At 37.5% G+C, this 15,541-nt stretch carries 14 protein-coding genes; 9 read left to right on the forward strand and 5 right to left on the reverse strand.

Features of this window, described 5'->3' with window-relative positions:
* Positions 1–14 precede the first annotated feature (14 nt).
* The 4 genes from J4P91_RS16980 to narI are packed head-to-tail and all read left to right on the forward strand — an operon-like array spanning position 15 to position 6,423.
* Positions 15–3,692 carry a nitrate reductase subunit alpha gene (locus tag J4P91_RS16980; RefSeq protein ID WP_207995055.1) on the forward strand — a complete coding sequence of 1,226 codons (3,678 nt, stop codon included), beginning with the start codon at positions 15–17 and terminating at the stop codon, positions 3,690–3,692.
* Complete coding sequence (gene narH / locus J4P91_RS16985) at positions 3,682–5,157, forward strand: nitrate reductase subunit beta (protein WP_207995056.1); 1,476 nt, start codon at positions 3,682–3,684, stop codon at positions 5,155–5,157. The genes J4P91_RS16980 and narH overlap by 11 nt, the downstream gene beginning before the upstream one ends.
* 19 nt (positions 5,158–5,176) lie before the next feature.
* Positions 5,177–5,707 (forward strand): nitrate reductase molybdenum cofactor assembly chaperone, encoded by a 531-nt coding sequence (narJ, locus tag J4P91_RS16990; RefSeq protein ID WP_207995057.1) that lies wholly within the window; start codon positions 5,177–5,179, stop codon positions 5,705–5,707.
* A gap of 17 nt (positions 5,708–5,724) precedes the next feature.
* Positions 5,725–6,423, forward strand: a complete 699-nt coding sequence (narI, locus tag J4P91_RS16995) for a respiratory nitrate reductase subunit gamma (protein ID WP_207995058.1) — start codon at positions 5,725–5,727, stop codon at positions 6,421–6,423.
* Positions 6,424–6,663: 240 nt separating this feature from the next.
* Here narI and J4P91_RS17000 read toward each other — a convergent pair whose 3' ends face one another.
* The 4 genes from J4P91_RS17000 to J4P91_RS17020 all read right to left on the reverse strand — a co-directional run bounded on the left by J4P91_RS17000 (position 6,664) and on the right by J4P91_RS17020 (position 9,183).
* Positions 6,664–6,978 carry a hypothetical protein gene (locus J4P91_RS17000; RefSeq protein WP_017153797.1) on the reverse strand — a complete coding sequence of 105 codons (315 nt, stop codon included), beginning with the start codon at positions 6,976–6,978 and terminating at the stop codon, positions 6,664–6,666.
* Between the two features lie 18 nt (positions 6,979–6,996).
* Complete coding sequence (locus J4P91_RS17005; protein ID WP_207995059.1) at positions 6,997–7,221, reverse strand: spore germination protein; 225 nt, start codon at positions 7,219–7,221, stop codon at positions 6,997–6,999.
* Positions 7,222–7,314: 93 nt separating this feature from the next.
* A complete protein-coding gene (locus J4P91_RS17010) occupies positions 7,315–7,620 on the reverse strand; it encodes a rhodanese-like domain-containing protein (protein ID WP_000141217.1) in 306 nt (101 codons plus the stop codon).
* Positions 7,621–8,058: 438 nt separating this feature from the next.
* A complete protein-coding gene (locus J4P91_RS17020; RefSeq protein ID WP_207995061.1) occupies positions 8,059–9,183 on the reverse strand; it encodes a homoserine O-acetyltransferase family protein in 1,125 nt (374 codons plus the stop codon).
* Positions 9,184–9,438: 255 nt separating this feature from the next.
* Between J4P91_RS17020 and J4P91_RS17025 the strand changes: the two genes are divergently transcribed.
* From J4P91_RS17025 to J4P91_RS17045, 5 genes are all read left to right on the forward strand, one after another.
* Complete coding sequence (locus J4P91_RS17025) at positions 9,439–11,277, forward strand: spore germination protein (protein ID WP_207995062.1); 1,839 nt, start codon at positions 9,439–9,441, stop codon at positions 11,275–11,277.
* A 16-nt stretch (positions 11,278–11,293) separates the two neighbouring features.
* Entirely contained in the window at positions 11,294–12,388 is a 1,095-nt protein-coding gene (locus J4P91_RS17030; protein ID WP_026049334.1) for a spore germination protein, read from the forward strand.
* On the forward strand, positions 12,364–13,443 hold the full coding sequence (locus J4P91_RS17035) for a Ger(x)C family spore germination protein (RefSeq protein WP_017153792.1): 1,080 nt from the start codon (positions 12,364–12,366) through the stop codon (positions 13,441–13,443). Before J4P91_RS17030 ends, J4P91_RS17035 begins: the two co-directional genes overlap by 25 nt.
* 135 nt (positions 13,444–13,578) lie before the next feature.
* The gene (locus J4P91_RS17040; RefSeq protein WP_017153791.1) at positions 13,579–13,764 is read left to right on the forward strand and encodes a hypothetical protein; all 186 of its coding nucleotides are present in this window, start codon (positions 13,579–13,581) and stop codon (positions 13,762–13,764) included.
* Between the two features lie 101 nt (positions 13,765–13,865).
* The gene (locus J4P91_RS17045) at positions 13,866–14,294 is read left to right on the forward strand and encodes a pyrophosphohydrolase domain-containing protein (protein WP_017153790.1); all 429 of its coding nucleotides are present in this window, start codon (positions 13,866–13,868) and stop codon (positions 14,292–14,294) included.
* A 479-nt stretch (positions 14,295–14,773) separates the two neighbouring features.
* Here J4P91_RS17045 and J4P91_RS17050 read toward each other — a convergent pair whose 3' ends face one another.
* Entirely contained in the window at positions 14,774–15,460 is a 687-nt protein-coding gene (locus tag J4P91_RS17050; protein ID WP_207995063.1) for a vrrB protein, read from the reverse strand.
* Between the last annotated feature and the right edge of the window lie 81 nt (positions 15,461–15,541).

Below are 15,541 nucleotides of genomic sequence, written 5' to 3' on the forward strand. Positions count from 1 at the left end.
AAGGAGTGAACAGTATGAAAAAGAAACCTTCGGCACTAATGAAACGTTTAAAATATTTTTCTCCAATAGATCGCTATAACGATAATCATACACAAGAAACATACGAAGATCGTGAATGGGAAAACGTGTACAGAAAGAGATGGCAACATGATAAAGTAATCCGTTCTACACACGGCGTAAACTGTACCGGTTCTTGTAGCTGGAATATTTATGTAAAGGACGGAATTGTAACTTGGGAAGGTCAAGAACTGAACTATCCATCTACCGGACCTGATATGCCTGATTTTGAACCACGAGGATGTCCGCGTGGAGCTAGCTTTTCTTGGTACATTTATAGTCCACTTCGCGTGAAATACCCATATGTACGCGGTGTCCTTTGGAATATGTGGCAAGAGGAACTTCAAAATCACAAATCACCACTAGACGCTTGGAAAAGCATCGTAGAAAATCCTGAAAAAGCACGCACATATAAAAGTGCGCGCGGTAAAGGTGGATTTGTTCGTGCAAATTGGAAGGAAGTATTACAACTTGTTGCTGCTTCTATGCTTTATACGATAATTAAATATGGTCCAGATAGAAATGTCGGATTCTCACCGATTCCAGCGATGTCTATGTTAAGCTATGCTGCTGGTAGCCGATTTATGCATCTTATGGGCGGTCCAATGCTTAGCTTCTATGATTGGTATGCTGATTTACCACCAGCTTCACCGCAAATTTGGGGTGATCAAACTGATGTTCCAGAAAGTAGTGATTGGTACAACTCTGGTTACATTATGACATGGGGTTCAAACGTACCAATGACAAGAACGCCAGATGCCCATTTCTTAGCAGAAGTACGCTACAAAGGAACGAAAGTCGTTTCCGTAAGTCCTGATTTTGCTGAATCAACCAAATTTGCAGATGATTGGATGAGTGTAAAACAAGGTACAGATGGTGCTCTTGCAATGGCAATGGGGCACGTTATTTTACAAGAGTTTTACGTGGACAAACAAGTGGAATACTTCACAAATTATGCAAAGCAATATACCGATTTCCCATTCCTTGTCACATTAAAACAGCAAGGAGACCAATTCGTTACAGACCGTTTCTTAAACGCTTCTGATATTGGTCGTGAAACAAAACTTGGTGAATGGAAACCAATTCTTTGGAACGATCATTCGAATGATTTTGCAGTACCTCATGGCACGATGGGATCACGATGGGATAACGAAAAGAAATGGAATTTACGCTTAGAAGACGAACAAACAGGTGAAAAAATTGATCCACGTCTTTCTTTACTTGGTATGGAAGATGCAGTTGGAACTGTACAAATCCCATATTTCTCCGATGACGGAAACAAAGTATTAGAACGTACAATTCCAGTGAAAAAAATCGCTACACAAGAAGGCGACATTTTCGTTACAACTGTATACGACTTAACGTTAGCAAACTACGGTGTCAACCGCGGACTTGGTGGTCAAGAACCAAAAGACTTTAATGATGATGTGCCATTTACACCAGCATGGCAAGAGAAAATGACTGGAGTAAAAAGAGATCTCGTTATTCAGATTGCCCGTGAGTTTGCCCAAAATGCAATTGATACAAACGGACGCTCGATGATTATTGTCGGTGCTGGTATTAACCATTGGTTTAACTCTGATACGATTTACCGCGCTGTTCTCAACCTTGTTCTTCTTGTTGGTGCACAAGGTGTAAACGGCGGTGGTTGGGCACATTACGTTGGACAAGAAAAATTACGCCCAGCAGAAGGGTGGCAAACTGTCGCAACGGCAAAAGATTGGGGCGTTTTACCAAAACTACAAAATGGTACATCCTTCTTCTATTTTGTAACGGATCAATGGCGCTATGAAGATACACCAGTTGGACACTTGGCATCGCCAGTTGTCGGAAACTCTCGTTACCAACATCACGGTGATTACAATGTATTAGCCGCTCGTCTTGGCTGGTTACCTTCTTATCCAACATTCGAGAAAAGTGGAATTGAAATATATAAAGAAGCAGTTGCTGCTGGAGCGACAACGGGGGAAGAAATCGGGAAATACGTTGCTCAAAAGCTAAAAGAAAAAGAACTGAAATTTGCAATTGAAGACCCTGATAACAAAAATAACTTCCCGCGCAACTTATTTGTTTGGCGTGCAAACTTAATTTCAAGTTCTGGTAAAGGACATGAATATTTCTTAAAACATTTATTAGGTACAACAAATGGATTACTGAATGATGATAGCGATTCATTACGACCAGAAGAAATCAAGTGGCGTGAAGAAGCACCTGAAGGAAAACTTGATCTATTAATCAACTTAGATTTCCGTATGGCCGGAACAGCACTATATTCTGATATCGTTCTTCCTGCCTCAACTTGGTATGAAAAACACGATTTAAGTAGTACTGATATGCATCCGTTCGTACATCCATTCAATCCAGCAATCAGTTCACCTTGGGAAGCACGCTCTGACTGGGATATTTTCAGCTCCCTTTCAAAAGCAGTCTCTGATTTAGCAGAGGAGCTCGATCTTAAACCAATGAAAGAGGTTGTGGCGACACCACTTCTTCACGATACACCGCAAGAGTTAGCACAACCGCTTGGTCGCATTAAAGATTGGAGTAAAGGTGAATGTGAACCAATTCCAGGCCAAACAATGCCAAAAATTCAGGTTGTGGAGTATGATTATAAAACGATTTATGACAAAATGACTGCACTTGGACCGAATCTTAAAACAATTGGCACAAAAGGAATTTCCTGGTCAGCCGAAAAAGAATACGAGCAATTAAAGAGCAAATTAGGTGTAAACCGCACTGATTCGATTGGAAAAGGATGCCCTGATATAAAAGAAGCAATCCATGCAGCAGAAGCAGTCTTAACACTTTCTTCTACAACAAACGGGCATATGGCCGTTAAAGCATGGGAAGCTCTTGAAAAACAAACAGATTTAAAACTGCGTGATTTAGCAGAAGAACGCGAAGAAGAATGCTTCACATTCGACCAAATTACAGCACAGCCAAAAACAGTTATTACATCTCCTGCTTTCTCAGGTTCTGAAAAAGGCGGACGCCGTTACTCACCATTTACAACAAATGTCGAACGCCTTATTCCTTGGAGAACGATAACTGGACGTCAATCTTTCTATTTAGATCATGACATGATGAAAGAATTCGGCGAAACAATGGCAACATTCAAGCCAATCTTGCAACATAAACCGTTCCGTAAATCACGTCCTGAAGTGGAAGGTAAAGAAATTACGCTCAACTATTTAACACCGCATAATAAGTGGTCAATTCATAGTATGTACTTCGATTCCTTACCGATGTTAACGCTATTCCGTGGTGGTCCAACTGTTTGGATGAACAAAGATGATGCTGCCGAAGCTGGCGTTGCTGATAATGATTGGATTGAATGCTTTAACCGTAACGGTGTTGTCGTAGCACGCGCTGTCGTAACGCATCGTATACCAAGAGGAATGGCCTTTATGCATCATGCACAAGATCGCCATATTAACGTGCCTGGTACAAACTTAACAAGTAATCGTGGAGGAACTCATAATAGTCCAACGCGCATTCATGTCAAACCAACACATATGATTGGTGGATACGGTCAATTAAGCTACGGCTTTAATTACTATGGCCCAACCGGAAACCAACGTGATTTAAACGTCGTTATCCGTAAACTGAAGGAGGTAGATTGGCTTGAAGATTAAAGCACAAGTCGGAATGGTAATGAACCTAGATAAATGCATCGGCTGCCACACTTGTAGCGTAACATGCAAAAACACCTGGACAAATCGTCCAGGTGCTGAATATATGTATTTCAACAACGTGGAAACAAAACCTGGTATCGGTTATCCAAAACAGTGGGAAGATCAAGAAAAATATAAAGGCGGCTGGGAATTAAAAAACGGTGAACTCCAGCTAAAATCTGGTTCAAAAATGAAACGACTTATGAACATTTTCCATAACCCAGATCAACCTACTATCGATGATTATTTTGAACCTTGGAACTATGATTATGAAACATTAACAAATAGTCCACAGCGTAAGCATCAACCTGTAGCTCGCCCAAAATCGGCAATTACTGGTGAATTTATCGACAAAATTGAATGGGGTCCTAACTGGGAAGATGATTTAGCAGGTGGACATATAACTGGTTTACAAGATCCAAACGTCAAGAAAATGGAAGAAGATATTAAAACAGACTTTGAAAATGTCTTTATGATGTACTTACCTCGCATTTGCGAACATTGTATGAATCCATCTTGCGTGTCTTCTTGTCCATCTGGGGCAATGTATAAGCGTGACGAAGATGGTATTGTACTTGTCGACCAAAACGCATGCCGCGCTTGGAGATTCTGTGTATCTTCTTGCCCATATAAAAAAGTATATTTCAACTGGCAAACAAATAAAGCTGAAAAATGTACTCTGTGCTTCCCACGTATTGAAGCTGGTATGCCAACAATTTGTTCTGAAACATGTGTAGGACGTATTCGTTATATTGGGGTTATGCTATATGACGCTGACAAAGTAAAAGAAGCTGCTTCTGTAGAAGATGAAAAAGATTTATATGAATCTCAGTTAACTGTCTTCTTAGATCCAAACGATCCAGAAATAGCTGCTGAAGCAATAAAACAAGGTATTCCAGAAGAATGGGTCAAAGCTGCTCAAGAGTCACCTATCTATAAAATGATTATTGATTGGAAAATTGCTCTTCCTCTTCATCCAGAATACCGCACGATGCCAATGGTTTGGTATATCCCACCATTAAGCCCAATTATGAATATGGTGGAAGGAAAAGGAAGCAACTGGCAAGCAGAAGATATTTTCCCTGCTATCGATAATATGCGTATTCCGATTCAATATTTAGCTAACTTACTCACTGCAGGCGATGAATCACACATTCGTCTTACATTGAAAAAAATGGCTGTCATGCGAAGTCATATGAGAGCACTGCAAATTAATAAAGAACCTAATAAAGATGTGTTAAAAACAATCGGTTTAACAAAAGAAGATGTAGAAGATATGTATCGCCTTCTTGCCATCGCAAAATATAAAGATCGTTTTGTTATCCCAGCTTCTCATCGTGAACAAGTAGCAGACCTGTACAGCGAACAAGGAAGCTGTGGCCTTTCTTTCGCAGGTGGCCCTGGTTCTTGTATGACAATCTCTTAAACTAAGGAGGCAGGCAAATATGAAACAGAGTTTACAAACCGCTTTTTCTTGTTCTTCCTTCCTTCTCTCCTATCCTGAACCAGGATGGAGAGAAGCTTTATCAGAACTACAAGAGAATATTGATACAATTACACATGACGAAATTCGCACAACACTTACATCTTTTATCAAGCAAGCATTAGAAAAAACAAATGATCAACTTATTAATTCCTATGTCTATACATTTGACTTTGGAAAGAAAACAAATCTGTATCTCACTTATATGAATACAGGTGAACAAAGAGAACGCGGTATTGAATTACTAGAGTTAAAACAACACTATAAAAAAGCTGGCTTTGCAGTAACCGATAAAGAACTTCCTGATTATTTACCGCTTTTATTAGAATTTTGGGCAAACGCGAATGAAGAAGATAGCGAACCTATTATGAGTAAATACACGAAAAATATACAAGCATTGCATGGGCAGTTGAAAGAAGCAAACTCTATGTATGAGCCCATTATCGCTTCCATTCTACTTGCCATCGATGCATGGGGATTACAAACAAACTAGAAAGGAGTGTAGCAAAAATGATGGATCAATTTTTATGGGTGCTGTTCCCTTATATCATTTTCGCAATCTTTATAGGTGGACACATTTTCAGATACAACTATGATCAATTTGGCTGGACATCAAAATCTAGCGAATTATTAGAGAAGAAAATGCTCCGAATCGGAAGCTTGCTATTTCACTTCGGGATTATGTTTGTCATAGGCGGACACATTATGGGAATCTTAATTCCAGAGTCTGTATACAGCTCATTTGGTATTTCGGAACATACTTATCATATAGTGGCTATTAGCTTCGGTCTTCCTGCTGGAGTCGCTTCTATTGTCGGATTAGTTATTTTAATGTACCGACGATTTACAGTAAAACGTATTATCACAACAAGTACAAAAGGAGACTATATTGCCCTTATCTTATTGTTTATTGTGATGTTAGCAGGTCTATCCTCTACATTTTTAAATATTGACTCAAAGGGATTTGATTATCGTACAACAATTGGACCATGGTTCCGTAGCCTCTTTATTTTCCAGCCAAAAGCGGAGTATATGGCAGATGTCCCTCTATGGTTTAAAATCCATATCATTGCAGCGATGGGACTCTTTGCAACGTGGCCATTTACAAGACTTGTGCATGTTTTTAGCGTTCCCGTAAAATACTTACGCCGTAGCTATGTTATTTATCGAAAAAGACAACCTATCGAATCTAGCAAAGTAAAAATATAATAGAAAAAATAGCACCTATCTTATAAACATAAGATAGGTGCTATTTTATTATTTTAGGCTTACATATACAATATAGTCCCATAGCTAATATCACCCTACCCTTTATTCGTAATAGATGTTTGAAGAAGTGATAAAGTGAAACTTTAATCAGTAGGGAGCTCTTCATCCCCCACTGATTATTAGCCTGCACCAATCGGGCTTTTACGGGATAAAAAAACCTACCTTGGCAGGGGATTTTTTCTATAAACCTGGTGCAGAATCCAGGTTATCCGTGTTCGGGACAGATTGCATAATCCCTGTCATATTAGCATTTGAAGCGGTATTTGTGCTCCTATCTATGTCCGTCCCTTTCGTATACGTCGTTGTTACTACATCTCCTGGTTGCAAGCAAATCTTCGTTGTTGGTCCAATTACCGTCACAACATCAATATAAGTTGGTCCTGTTGAACCACTATACGTTTTAGATGCAGTAAATGAAGTATCCCTCAAATTGTCTCCTGTAAATAAATTCCCATAATTATTCACAATCACAAATTCTTTAATATTGGCAGGCATTTCTATTCAACCTTTCTATTAGGAACCTAATGTTAATTCACTTGTTTCCAAAGGAGGAATAAAGACATTACCTCTCGGTGCAGCTGCAGGCATACATTTTCCATTTAAAAAAGTAGCATTACTTGAACCTCCAGCACCAGCGTATACCTTTACTACAGTCAATGGCGCAATTGTATTGCAATCACCTACATTAACAGCTCCTCGATTATTTATGATCTTAATTTTACGAAGAAATGCACTCATACGCTGCCTCCTTTCTACAAAAAAAATTCTTTTGTACACTGTATGCAAAAGAAAAAAACTTGAAACAGACACGTTTCAAGTTTTAAGGATAAATTATTGAATTTCACCTTCATATTGCAGCATACCGCCGACCATATTCACTGTTTTAAATCCTTGTTCATTTAAATAATGACATACATTTTCACTGCGCATTCCTGATCTACAAATGAAAATATATTCATTTTCTTTATCAAAGAAATCTACTTTGTTCGGGATATCCCCCATTTTAATATGTACAGCTTCTGGGATTTTTCCTTGTGCTACTTCCTCATCTTCACGTACATCTACTAAAAATAACGTTTCTCCGTTTTCTAAACGCTCTTGCACTTCTTCTGTTGTAATTGTTTTTACTTCTGTCATATGTGTCGCTCCTCCTTATATACAATGAAACTTTAAGTAATAAGTTTTTCTACTAATCCACCCATTACCAATTTTAGCATGCAAAAGTACGAACGCAAAGAACTGAAACTTTTCATAGTCTTATTCTTTTTCAACCCTTTTATAAATTTATCCTCTTTACAAATACAACACTCACATTGTATTCTCAATATACTTGTTTTACGAAAGGAATCGATCGAAATGACACTTTTTCTTTTCTTTATAGGTTTCATTTTTTTAATTCTTTCTATCATTTCACTCGGTATATTTAACAAAAGAAAACCTACACAATCCTCTCAAGAACGATCATTCATTTATTTATTACTTAGTATAGCTTGTTTTGGATTGTGCATTGGTGCCTATGTCTTCCGTTTAAAAATCATCTAAAAAAAGTGCTTGCTTAGCCGCTCGCACTTTTTTTCATACACGACTAGACACTCTTCTCTTTAAAAACTCATCCACTTTCTTTTCAAATAAATGAACATCTAATACACCCGCCATATGACCATTTATACTTTCAATCTCATAAACTTCCGCGTATTTCCCTTGTTTTTGAAGCATCTCTACCATTTTATAATTATAACGAGAAGGCTGCAGTAAATCTTGCTTACACGGAATCATAAGCACATCTGCCTCTATTTGAGAAAGTGCCTCTTCTAAAGAAGAAAAACCATGTGCGATGTCATGTAATAATGTTGCTTTTGCTGTATACATCCATGAATTAGCATCTACAAAAGCAATATTTTGCAATGTCAATGCATTTATATTTGTTTCAAATGATGTTAGTGCTGAGAAATTCTCATAAGGTGCTGTTTCTGCACTATTACGCGGAAAGGTCGTTTCGTAATAATGAGTATCGAATGCATTGACAAACATCATCTTCCTTGCTAAATGTAATCCTTTCATCGGTTGTTCATCCCCATAATTCCCATCATTCCACTTTGGATCTAACTGAATAGATTCCATTGCATTTTGCAGAACATTAACTGATGTTACAATTGGATTTTGCGGATTCGTAATTACACCAATCATCCGCTCTACCATATGTGGATAATGAACAGCCCATTGCTGCGTAATCATTCCACCAGCTGACGGTCCCATTACCGCATGTAACTTTGTAATCCCCATATCCTTCACTAATTCATGCTGCACACGTGCTACATCTAAAAATGTAAATACTGGAAATTCCATCCCATATTCTGATCCCTTTATTGGATTAATTGATTTTGGCCCCGTTGTAATCACATAAGGACTTTTCACTTGTACATTACAAAGGTTATCAGTACATATTACAAAATAGTGATCTGTATCAATTGCTTTCCCCGGTCCAATTAGTCCATCCCACCAACCTGGAAATGGATCTTCTTCTGTATATTTTCCTGCTGCATGGCTCGTTGCACTGAAATAATGACAGACTAAAATCGCATTTGATTTTTCCCGATTTAATTTACCGTACGTCTCATATCCAATCTGAACAGGAATTTTTATACCATTTTCAAATGTGAATTCATTTAAATGAAATCTTTCTTTTTTTACGTGTAGCATAGATTTTCCTCCCCCACCAAGAAACTCCATCTCACATCTTTTTTCTTCTCTCATTTCCTAAAAACAAAGTGAAGTTACACAAACTTAATTTCTTCTTACCAAAATTATTAAACACTTTGAAATGAAAAACCTTCCTAATTGGATGGATATTTTTGAGTGTAAACCATTTCTTCTCTACCTTTCTTAAATACGTGCATAATATACAAAAATCACCACAAACTAACATTATCTTACATCATTAAAGAGGGAATACATATGATATGGAAATGGTTACGTAAGAAAAAGAAGACGAACAATACTGGCTTAAACGAAGTGACCTCAGATCAACAGAGGCAGGCTACAAATCAAGAAGAAAATCCAAAAAATAAACAGCAAGAATACGCTAAAGATACAATGCAAGATAAGAAAAAACAGCAGGCAAGCACCGAGCAAGAACAAAAGAAACAGAATCAACAATCCAGCCAGACTACGAAACATGATAAACAAATACAGCAGCATCCAAGTAATAAGCAAAAAAGTGAGAAACAACCCAAGTACTCAGTTCAGATTACGAGACAAGAACGAAAAACACAGCAGCACGAGAGAGAAAAAACCAATAACAGTACTAACAGTATTTATGACTTTAGTAAACCGAAAAAGGAACATATCCACTCTCTACAAGATTTAATTAAAAATCTAAAAGCATCTAGTGATTTTGTAAGCTATCACACGTCAGATGACGAAACAATGCCCTACTGGATTTCTTATTACCGCCCATCGCTTGATGGTGAAAAACTACAAAAGTATTTAATGCCTGCATTACTAGAGCGTACATGTTCTACATTGGAAGAATTAAAAGAACATATTCCAATGAGCGGAATTACGATTACAAATGATCTTCAAAAAATTGAAGATATGGTTTTAAAAGGTCACGCTATCGTACAGTTACATGAACAAGATCAAAAATGTATTTTAGCAAATATCACAATTGATAATTATCGGGCGCCATCTATTCCATTAAATGAATCTACAGTTGTTGGTCCACAAGAGGGATTTGTAGAGGATATTGATACCAATATTAACTTAGTACGTAGACGCCTTCCAGTGTTAGCACTACAAACAAAGGAAGTTATCATTGGGACATTCTCTAAAACAAAAGTTGTCATGATGTATTTAGAGAATCTTGCTGAAAAAGACAGTGTTGATTATTTAGAAGAATCGCTTCGTGCAATTGAATACGATCAAATAAACGACAGCTCCTATATTCAAGAATTGCTGGGAGAAAAGTCAATCTTCCCATTATTTATTAATACAGAACGTACAGACCGAGTAACAACTGCATTAATTGATGGGAAAATTGCTATTTTTGTGGATGGTTCACCGAGTGTCTTACTCAGTCCTGTTTCATACTTTGACTTTTTCGTTTCACCAGAGGATTACAATGTTTCTTGGCTTTACGCTACGTTTTCAAGATTTTTACGACTAATCGCTGTTCTGTTTTCCATCTGTGCAACACCGTTATATGTTGCCATTTTAAGTTATCATTACGAATTAATTCCAAGTGATCTACTCGAAACATTAATTTTATCAAGAGCACAAGTCCCTTTTCCACCTTTAATAGAAGCGCTCTTTCTAGAACTGGCTATTGATTTGCTTAGAGAGGCCGGGGCTAGACTGCCAATGAAAGTAGGCCAAACACTCGGTATTGTAGGTGGTATCGTAATCGGACAAGCATCTGTTCAAGCAGGACTAACGAGTAATATTTTATTAATCATTGTCGCTTTATCCGCATTAGCTTCCTTTATCACACCGATTTATAAGATGGGGAATGCAGTTCGTTTACTACGATTTCCATTCCTTTTATTCGCAGAATTAGGTGGACTATTAGGAATTTCACTCGGTTTTATCTTTTTATTTACTCATCTATTTAGGCTTTCTTCCTTACGAAAACCATTCGCACTCTTTTATCCAGCAAGGCAACAAGCACTAAAAGATTCCTGGATTAGATTCCCATTATCTATGATTGATACAAGAGATATTCAAGCAAGGCCGCAGCACGTAAAAAAATCAGCAAAAGGAATTTCAACAAAACATACATCTGATTTTGATGAATAAGAAACGAGGTGCACATATGAGTAAAGTCAAAACCAAATATCAAGTATCTCCTATATTTGTTTTATTCTTGATTCATAGTGCACAGTTCGGTGCTGGAGTTCTTGGGTTTGCACGCATTATTGCCAAAGTTGCGGGCTATGACGCTTGGATTGGTGTTCTCATCGTAGGAATCATCATTCACATTCTCGTTTGGATGATGTATTACTTATTAAAAAATACAGAAGGCAACATAATAGATCTTCACCAGCAAACCTTTGGAAAGTGGATCGGTAATGGAATTAGTATTGTATTCATGCTGTATTTTTTCGTTGTAAGTATATCCGTTATTCGAACATATGTTGAGATTGTTCAAGTATGGATGTTTCCTACTGGTTCTACTTGGATGTTCACAATCTTTTTCTGTTTATTAAGTTACTACATCATCTCATCAGGATTTCGTGTACTTACCGGCATTTGTGTCATTTCTGTTGGCGGGACAGTCGGTTATATTTTCCTTAGCTTCTTTATCCTGAAATACGCACATTGGGAAAATTTACTTCCTGTTTTTTCTCATTCTTTTGGAGATATTTTAAAAGCATCTCAATTGTCAGTCTATAGTATGACAGGCTTTGAAATCCTTCTTATGATATACCCATTTGTGAAAAATCCCGAGAAGTCTCACAAGTTCGCACAATATGGTGCATTATTTTCTAATATTTTATATTTATTTAGTACAATTTTAGCGTTCACCTTTTTTAGTGAAAAACAGTTATCAAAAATAATTTGGTCTCAGCTTTCCATGACACAAGTTATTAAATTACCCTTTATCGAACGACTAGAATACATTGCCATCTCCGGCTATGCACTTGTAATTCTTACAAGTTTTATTCTTCCACTATGGGCAGCTACAAGAGGGACGCATGAAATCTTTCATGTAAAGCAGAAATACATTTTACTTTCTTTTATATTCATTACAATTATTGTGTCACAGCTTCTAACAAACAGACATGATATCAACGATTTTATTAGTTATGTTTCCAGAATTAGTTTTTGGCTAATATATATATACATCCCAATCTTATTTCTTATTGTGTGGGTGAAAAGAAAATGGAAAAAATCAAGAGAAAACTAACGCTTCTTTCATGTATCTGTCTGTTTACCCTAACAGGCTGTTTGCAAAAAAATATTGTTGATGATATTCAGTTAATTCAAGGGGTTGTTTTTGATACAGCAAAAAATAATAAAATAAAGGTAACATCTGTTTGTCCCGTGCAACAAAAAGGAAATAAAGTACAGGTCTTTGAGGGAACAGGTAATGTTGTTAAACAAGTAAAAGCTGATACTTCTTTGGAATCTTCTCAACCATTTGCAAGCGGACAAATGCGTATTGCTTTATTTACTACAAGAATTGCCAAAAAAGGAATGTCTGCCACTTTTGATACCCTTCTTCGTGATGTAACTATCGGGAACTCTTTATATGTTGGATTGTTAGAAGGAAATGGACTGGAGCTATTAACAGGAAAATATGCTACTTCTGCTAATGTTGCTATCTATATAAAAAAATTGTTAGAACATAACATGAATACAGGTCCTTTACCAAAAGATAACTTATACTTAGGGGCATTTCGTTATTATCGTGAAGGACAAGATTCTTATATGCCTATCCTAAAAAAGAGTCAAGACAAAATCAAAATCACTGGCATTGGACTTTTAAAAAAGGATAAGTATGTCGGAAAAATTGATCCTCAAGATATGTTTATTTTTAAAGGGTTATTGGAAAAACATCGATTAGATTCACATGAATTTAAAAGTAATGATGGATATACAATAATTAATAATATACATTCCAAACCAACGTACACTGTAAATATAACAAATGGAAAACCTTCCTTTTTAATCAAAGTAAAAATGGACGCACGCATTCAAGAACTTTCAAAACAAATAAACCTAGATAATAAAAAGAACACAAAAAAAATATCACGAGAAGTTGAAAATCAATTAAATATTACAGCCGCAAAACTCATCAAAAAATTTCAATCTCTAAATGTCGATCCCCTCGGACTAGGAGCTAAATTTAGACAACGCTATCGACCATTTAAGTTAGAAGAATGGAAAAAAATGTACAAAGACGTCCCTATCATAGTAAAGTATGAAGTTGATATTACAAATTCAGGTGTAATCGAATAATAGTGAATATAGTTCCCTCAAAATGTCAGATAATGATTGAACTCCTCTTCCGGGCGTGATACAACGGAGAGAGGAGTTTTTTATATTACTTACAAAATTATTTATAGAGGGAAAAAGATATTTACGGGGGAGCTTATGTCTAAAAAGTTAGTAAAACCTATTTTAAATGGTATTCTGTTTCTCGGCGTCTTTTTATTTGCTCATACATACTTAAAAAATGTTTCATTTACACGTTATTTGCTTGTTGTCATACCAATGCTACTTGTGGGAATGTTTAGCATTGATCTTGTTTTATCATTTTTAATAAAGAAAGAAGAGTAGAAATAAAGGAACATCTTATTTCATATAGGATGTTCTTTTTATTAAATAATCTCCTTATGTTACAATGAAACTCGGCACAAAACGAGAAAGGATGAAACAACATGGCTAACGAAAAAGGTTTAGATAAAGGATATGAACTTGTTGCAAAAATGCACGAGGTATTTGGACATCCTGTTACAGATGTACCAACAAAATTAACTGAAAAACGTGCAAAAATTCGCGCAAGCTTTATGCAAGAAGAGTTAGAGGAATTTTTAGAAGCAAATACTGTAGAAGATCAATACGATGCGTTAATTGACCTTATTTATTTCGCATTTGGAACATTTGCAGAAATGGGAGTTCGTCCTGATAAAGGCTTTGAAATTGTAAACAATGCAAATATGGCAAAGCTATTTGCTGATGGAAAACCACGCTTCCGCGAAGGCGACGGAAAAATTTTAAAACCAGAGGGCTGGCAAGCACCAGAACCACAACTCCGTGCTGAAATTGAGCGTCAACGTCAAGAAGCATTAGAAAAAGCAGGGAAATAAAGCGAAACTTCCATCAGTGGAGGTTTTCTTCATCCCCATTGATTATTAGCCCTCACGAACCGGGTTTTTACGGGCAGTTGATCCCCCACCTAACTTCTTTGCTCTCGCTGAATTTTGAGGTGAGGGTCTGCCCGCAAATAGCGGGATAAAAAATAGAGAGGAAGAACATATAAGGGCACAAAACACTATCAAAGACAAAAAGAAAGCTCCATAGAAAAAGGAGTCATCCTTATAGATAACTCCTTTTCGTGTAGTAAGCCCGCCACTGATGGAAGCCTGTCTTTACTTCTTCTTTGGTTCTGTCGGTTGACTTTGTTTAGCAAAATTAGATGAATCATCGAAATTCGGTTGTTTTTTACCAGCATTATTACTTCTACCTTTTCCCATGTGTAATACGCCTCCCTTCTTCCTTTTACTATTCCCAAATAAAAAAAATCCCCTTGCGTACAAGAGAATTTTTTTGGTTTTTATTTACTCCATTAATGTCCAACATGCCCTGCCGAAGCCCCAACTCCGCTATACCATGTTTGATATTGCTGATGGTGCTGACCATGATGGCCGTGATGGCCGTGGTGGCCATGGTGTCCGTGATGACCATGGTGCCCGTGATGGCCGTGATGGCCGTGGTGGCCATGGTGTCCGTGATGACCATGGTGCCCGTGATGGCCGTGGTGGCCATGGTGCCCGTGATGGCCGTGATGGCCATGGTGCCCGTGATGACCTTGATGATGCGTTTGATACAGAACAGCCTGCGGATGAATTTGATGATGACCATGATGGTGGTGGTGACCGTGATGACCTTGATGGCCATGATGACCTTGCTGACCATGATGGCCATGGTGATGTGTTTGATACAGAACAGCCTGCGGGTGAATTTGATGATGACCATGATGATGACTGTGATGTACATGGTGTCCAGGAAATCCGCCTATTCCGCCAGCTATAACACCATCTCTCGGCACAGGGAACCCTGTTTGTACGTCGCCTACAAAAGAAGGAAATGTAGTTGGTCCTCCTCCAGGAACTCCTCCTTGTGCCTCTCCCATCCATGTTGGGATTCCACCATATCCTTGCTGTCCATGTCCTCTCATTGGCATCATCTGTGCATGACCATCCGTCTCACCTGGCATAAAACCGTGCGGTGCATTATTGTCCATCCCTTTCATTTCTTTCACCTCTTCTTCTCAAATTAGCCTACCTTTTTTATCATATTTCATATAGAAAAATAGGTGTTTGTCTATGCATGA

Origin of the sequence: Bacillus sp. XF8, from assembly GCF_017498755.1 — a bacterium.
Lineage (GTDB): Bacteria > Bacillota > Bacilli > Bacillales > Bacillaceae_G > Bacillus_A > Bacillus_A bingmayongensis.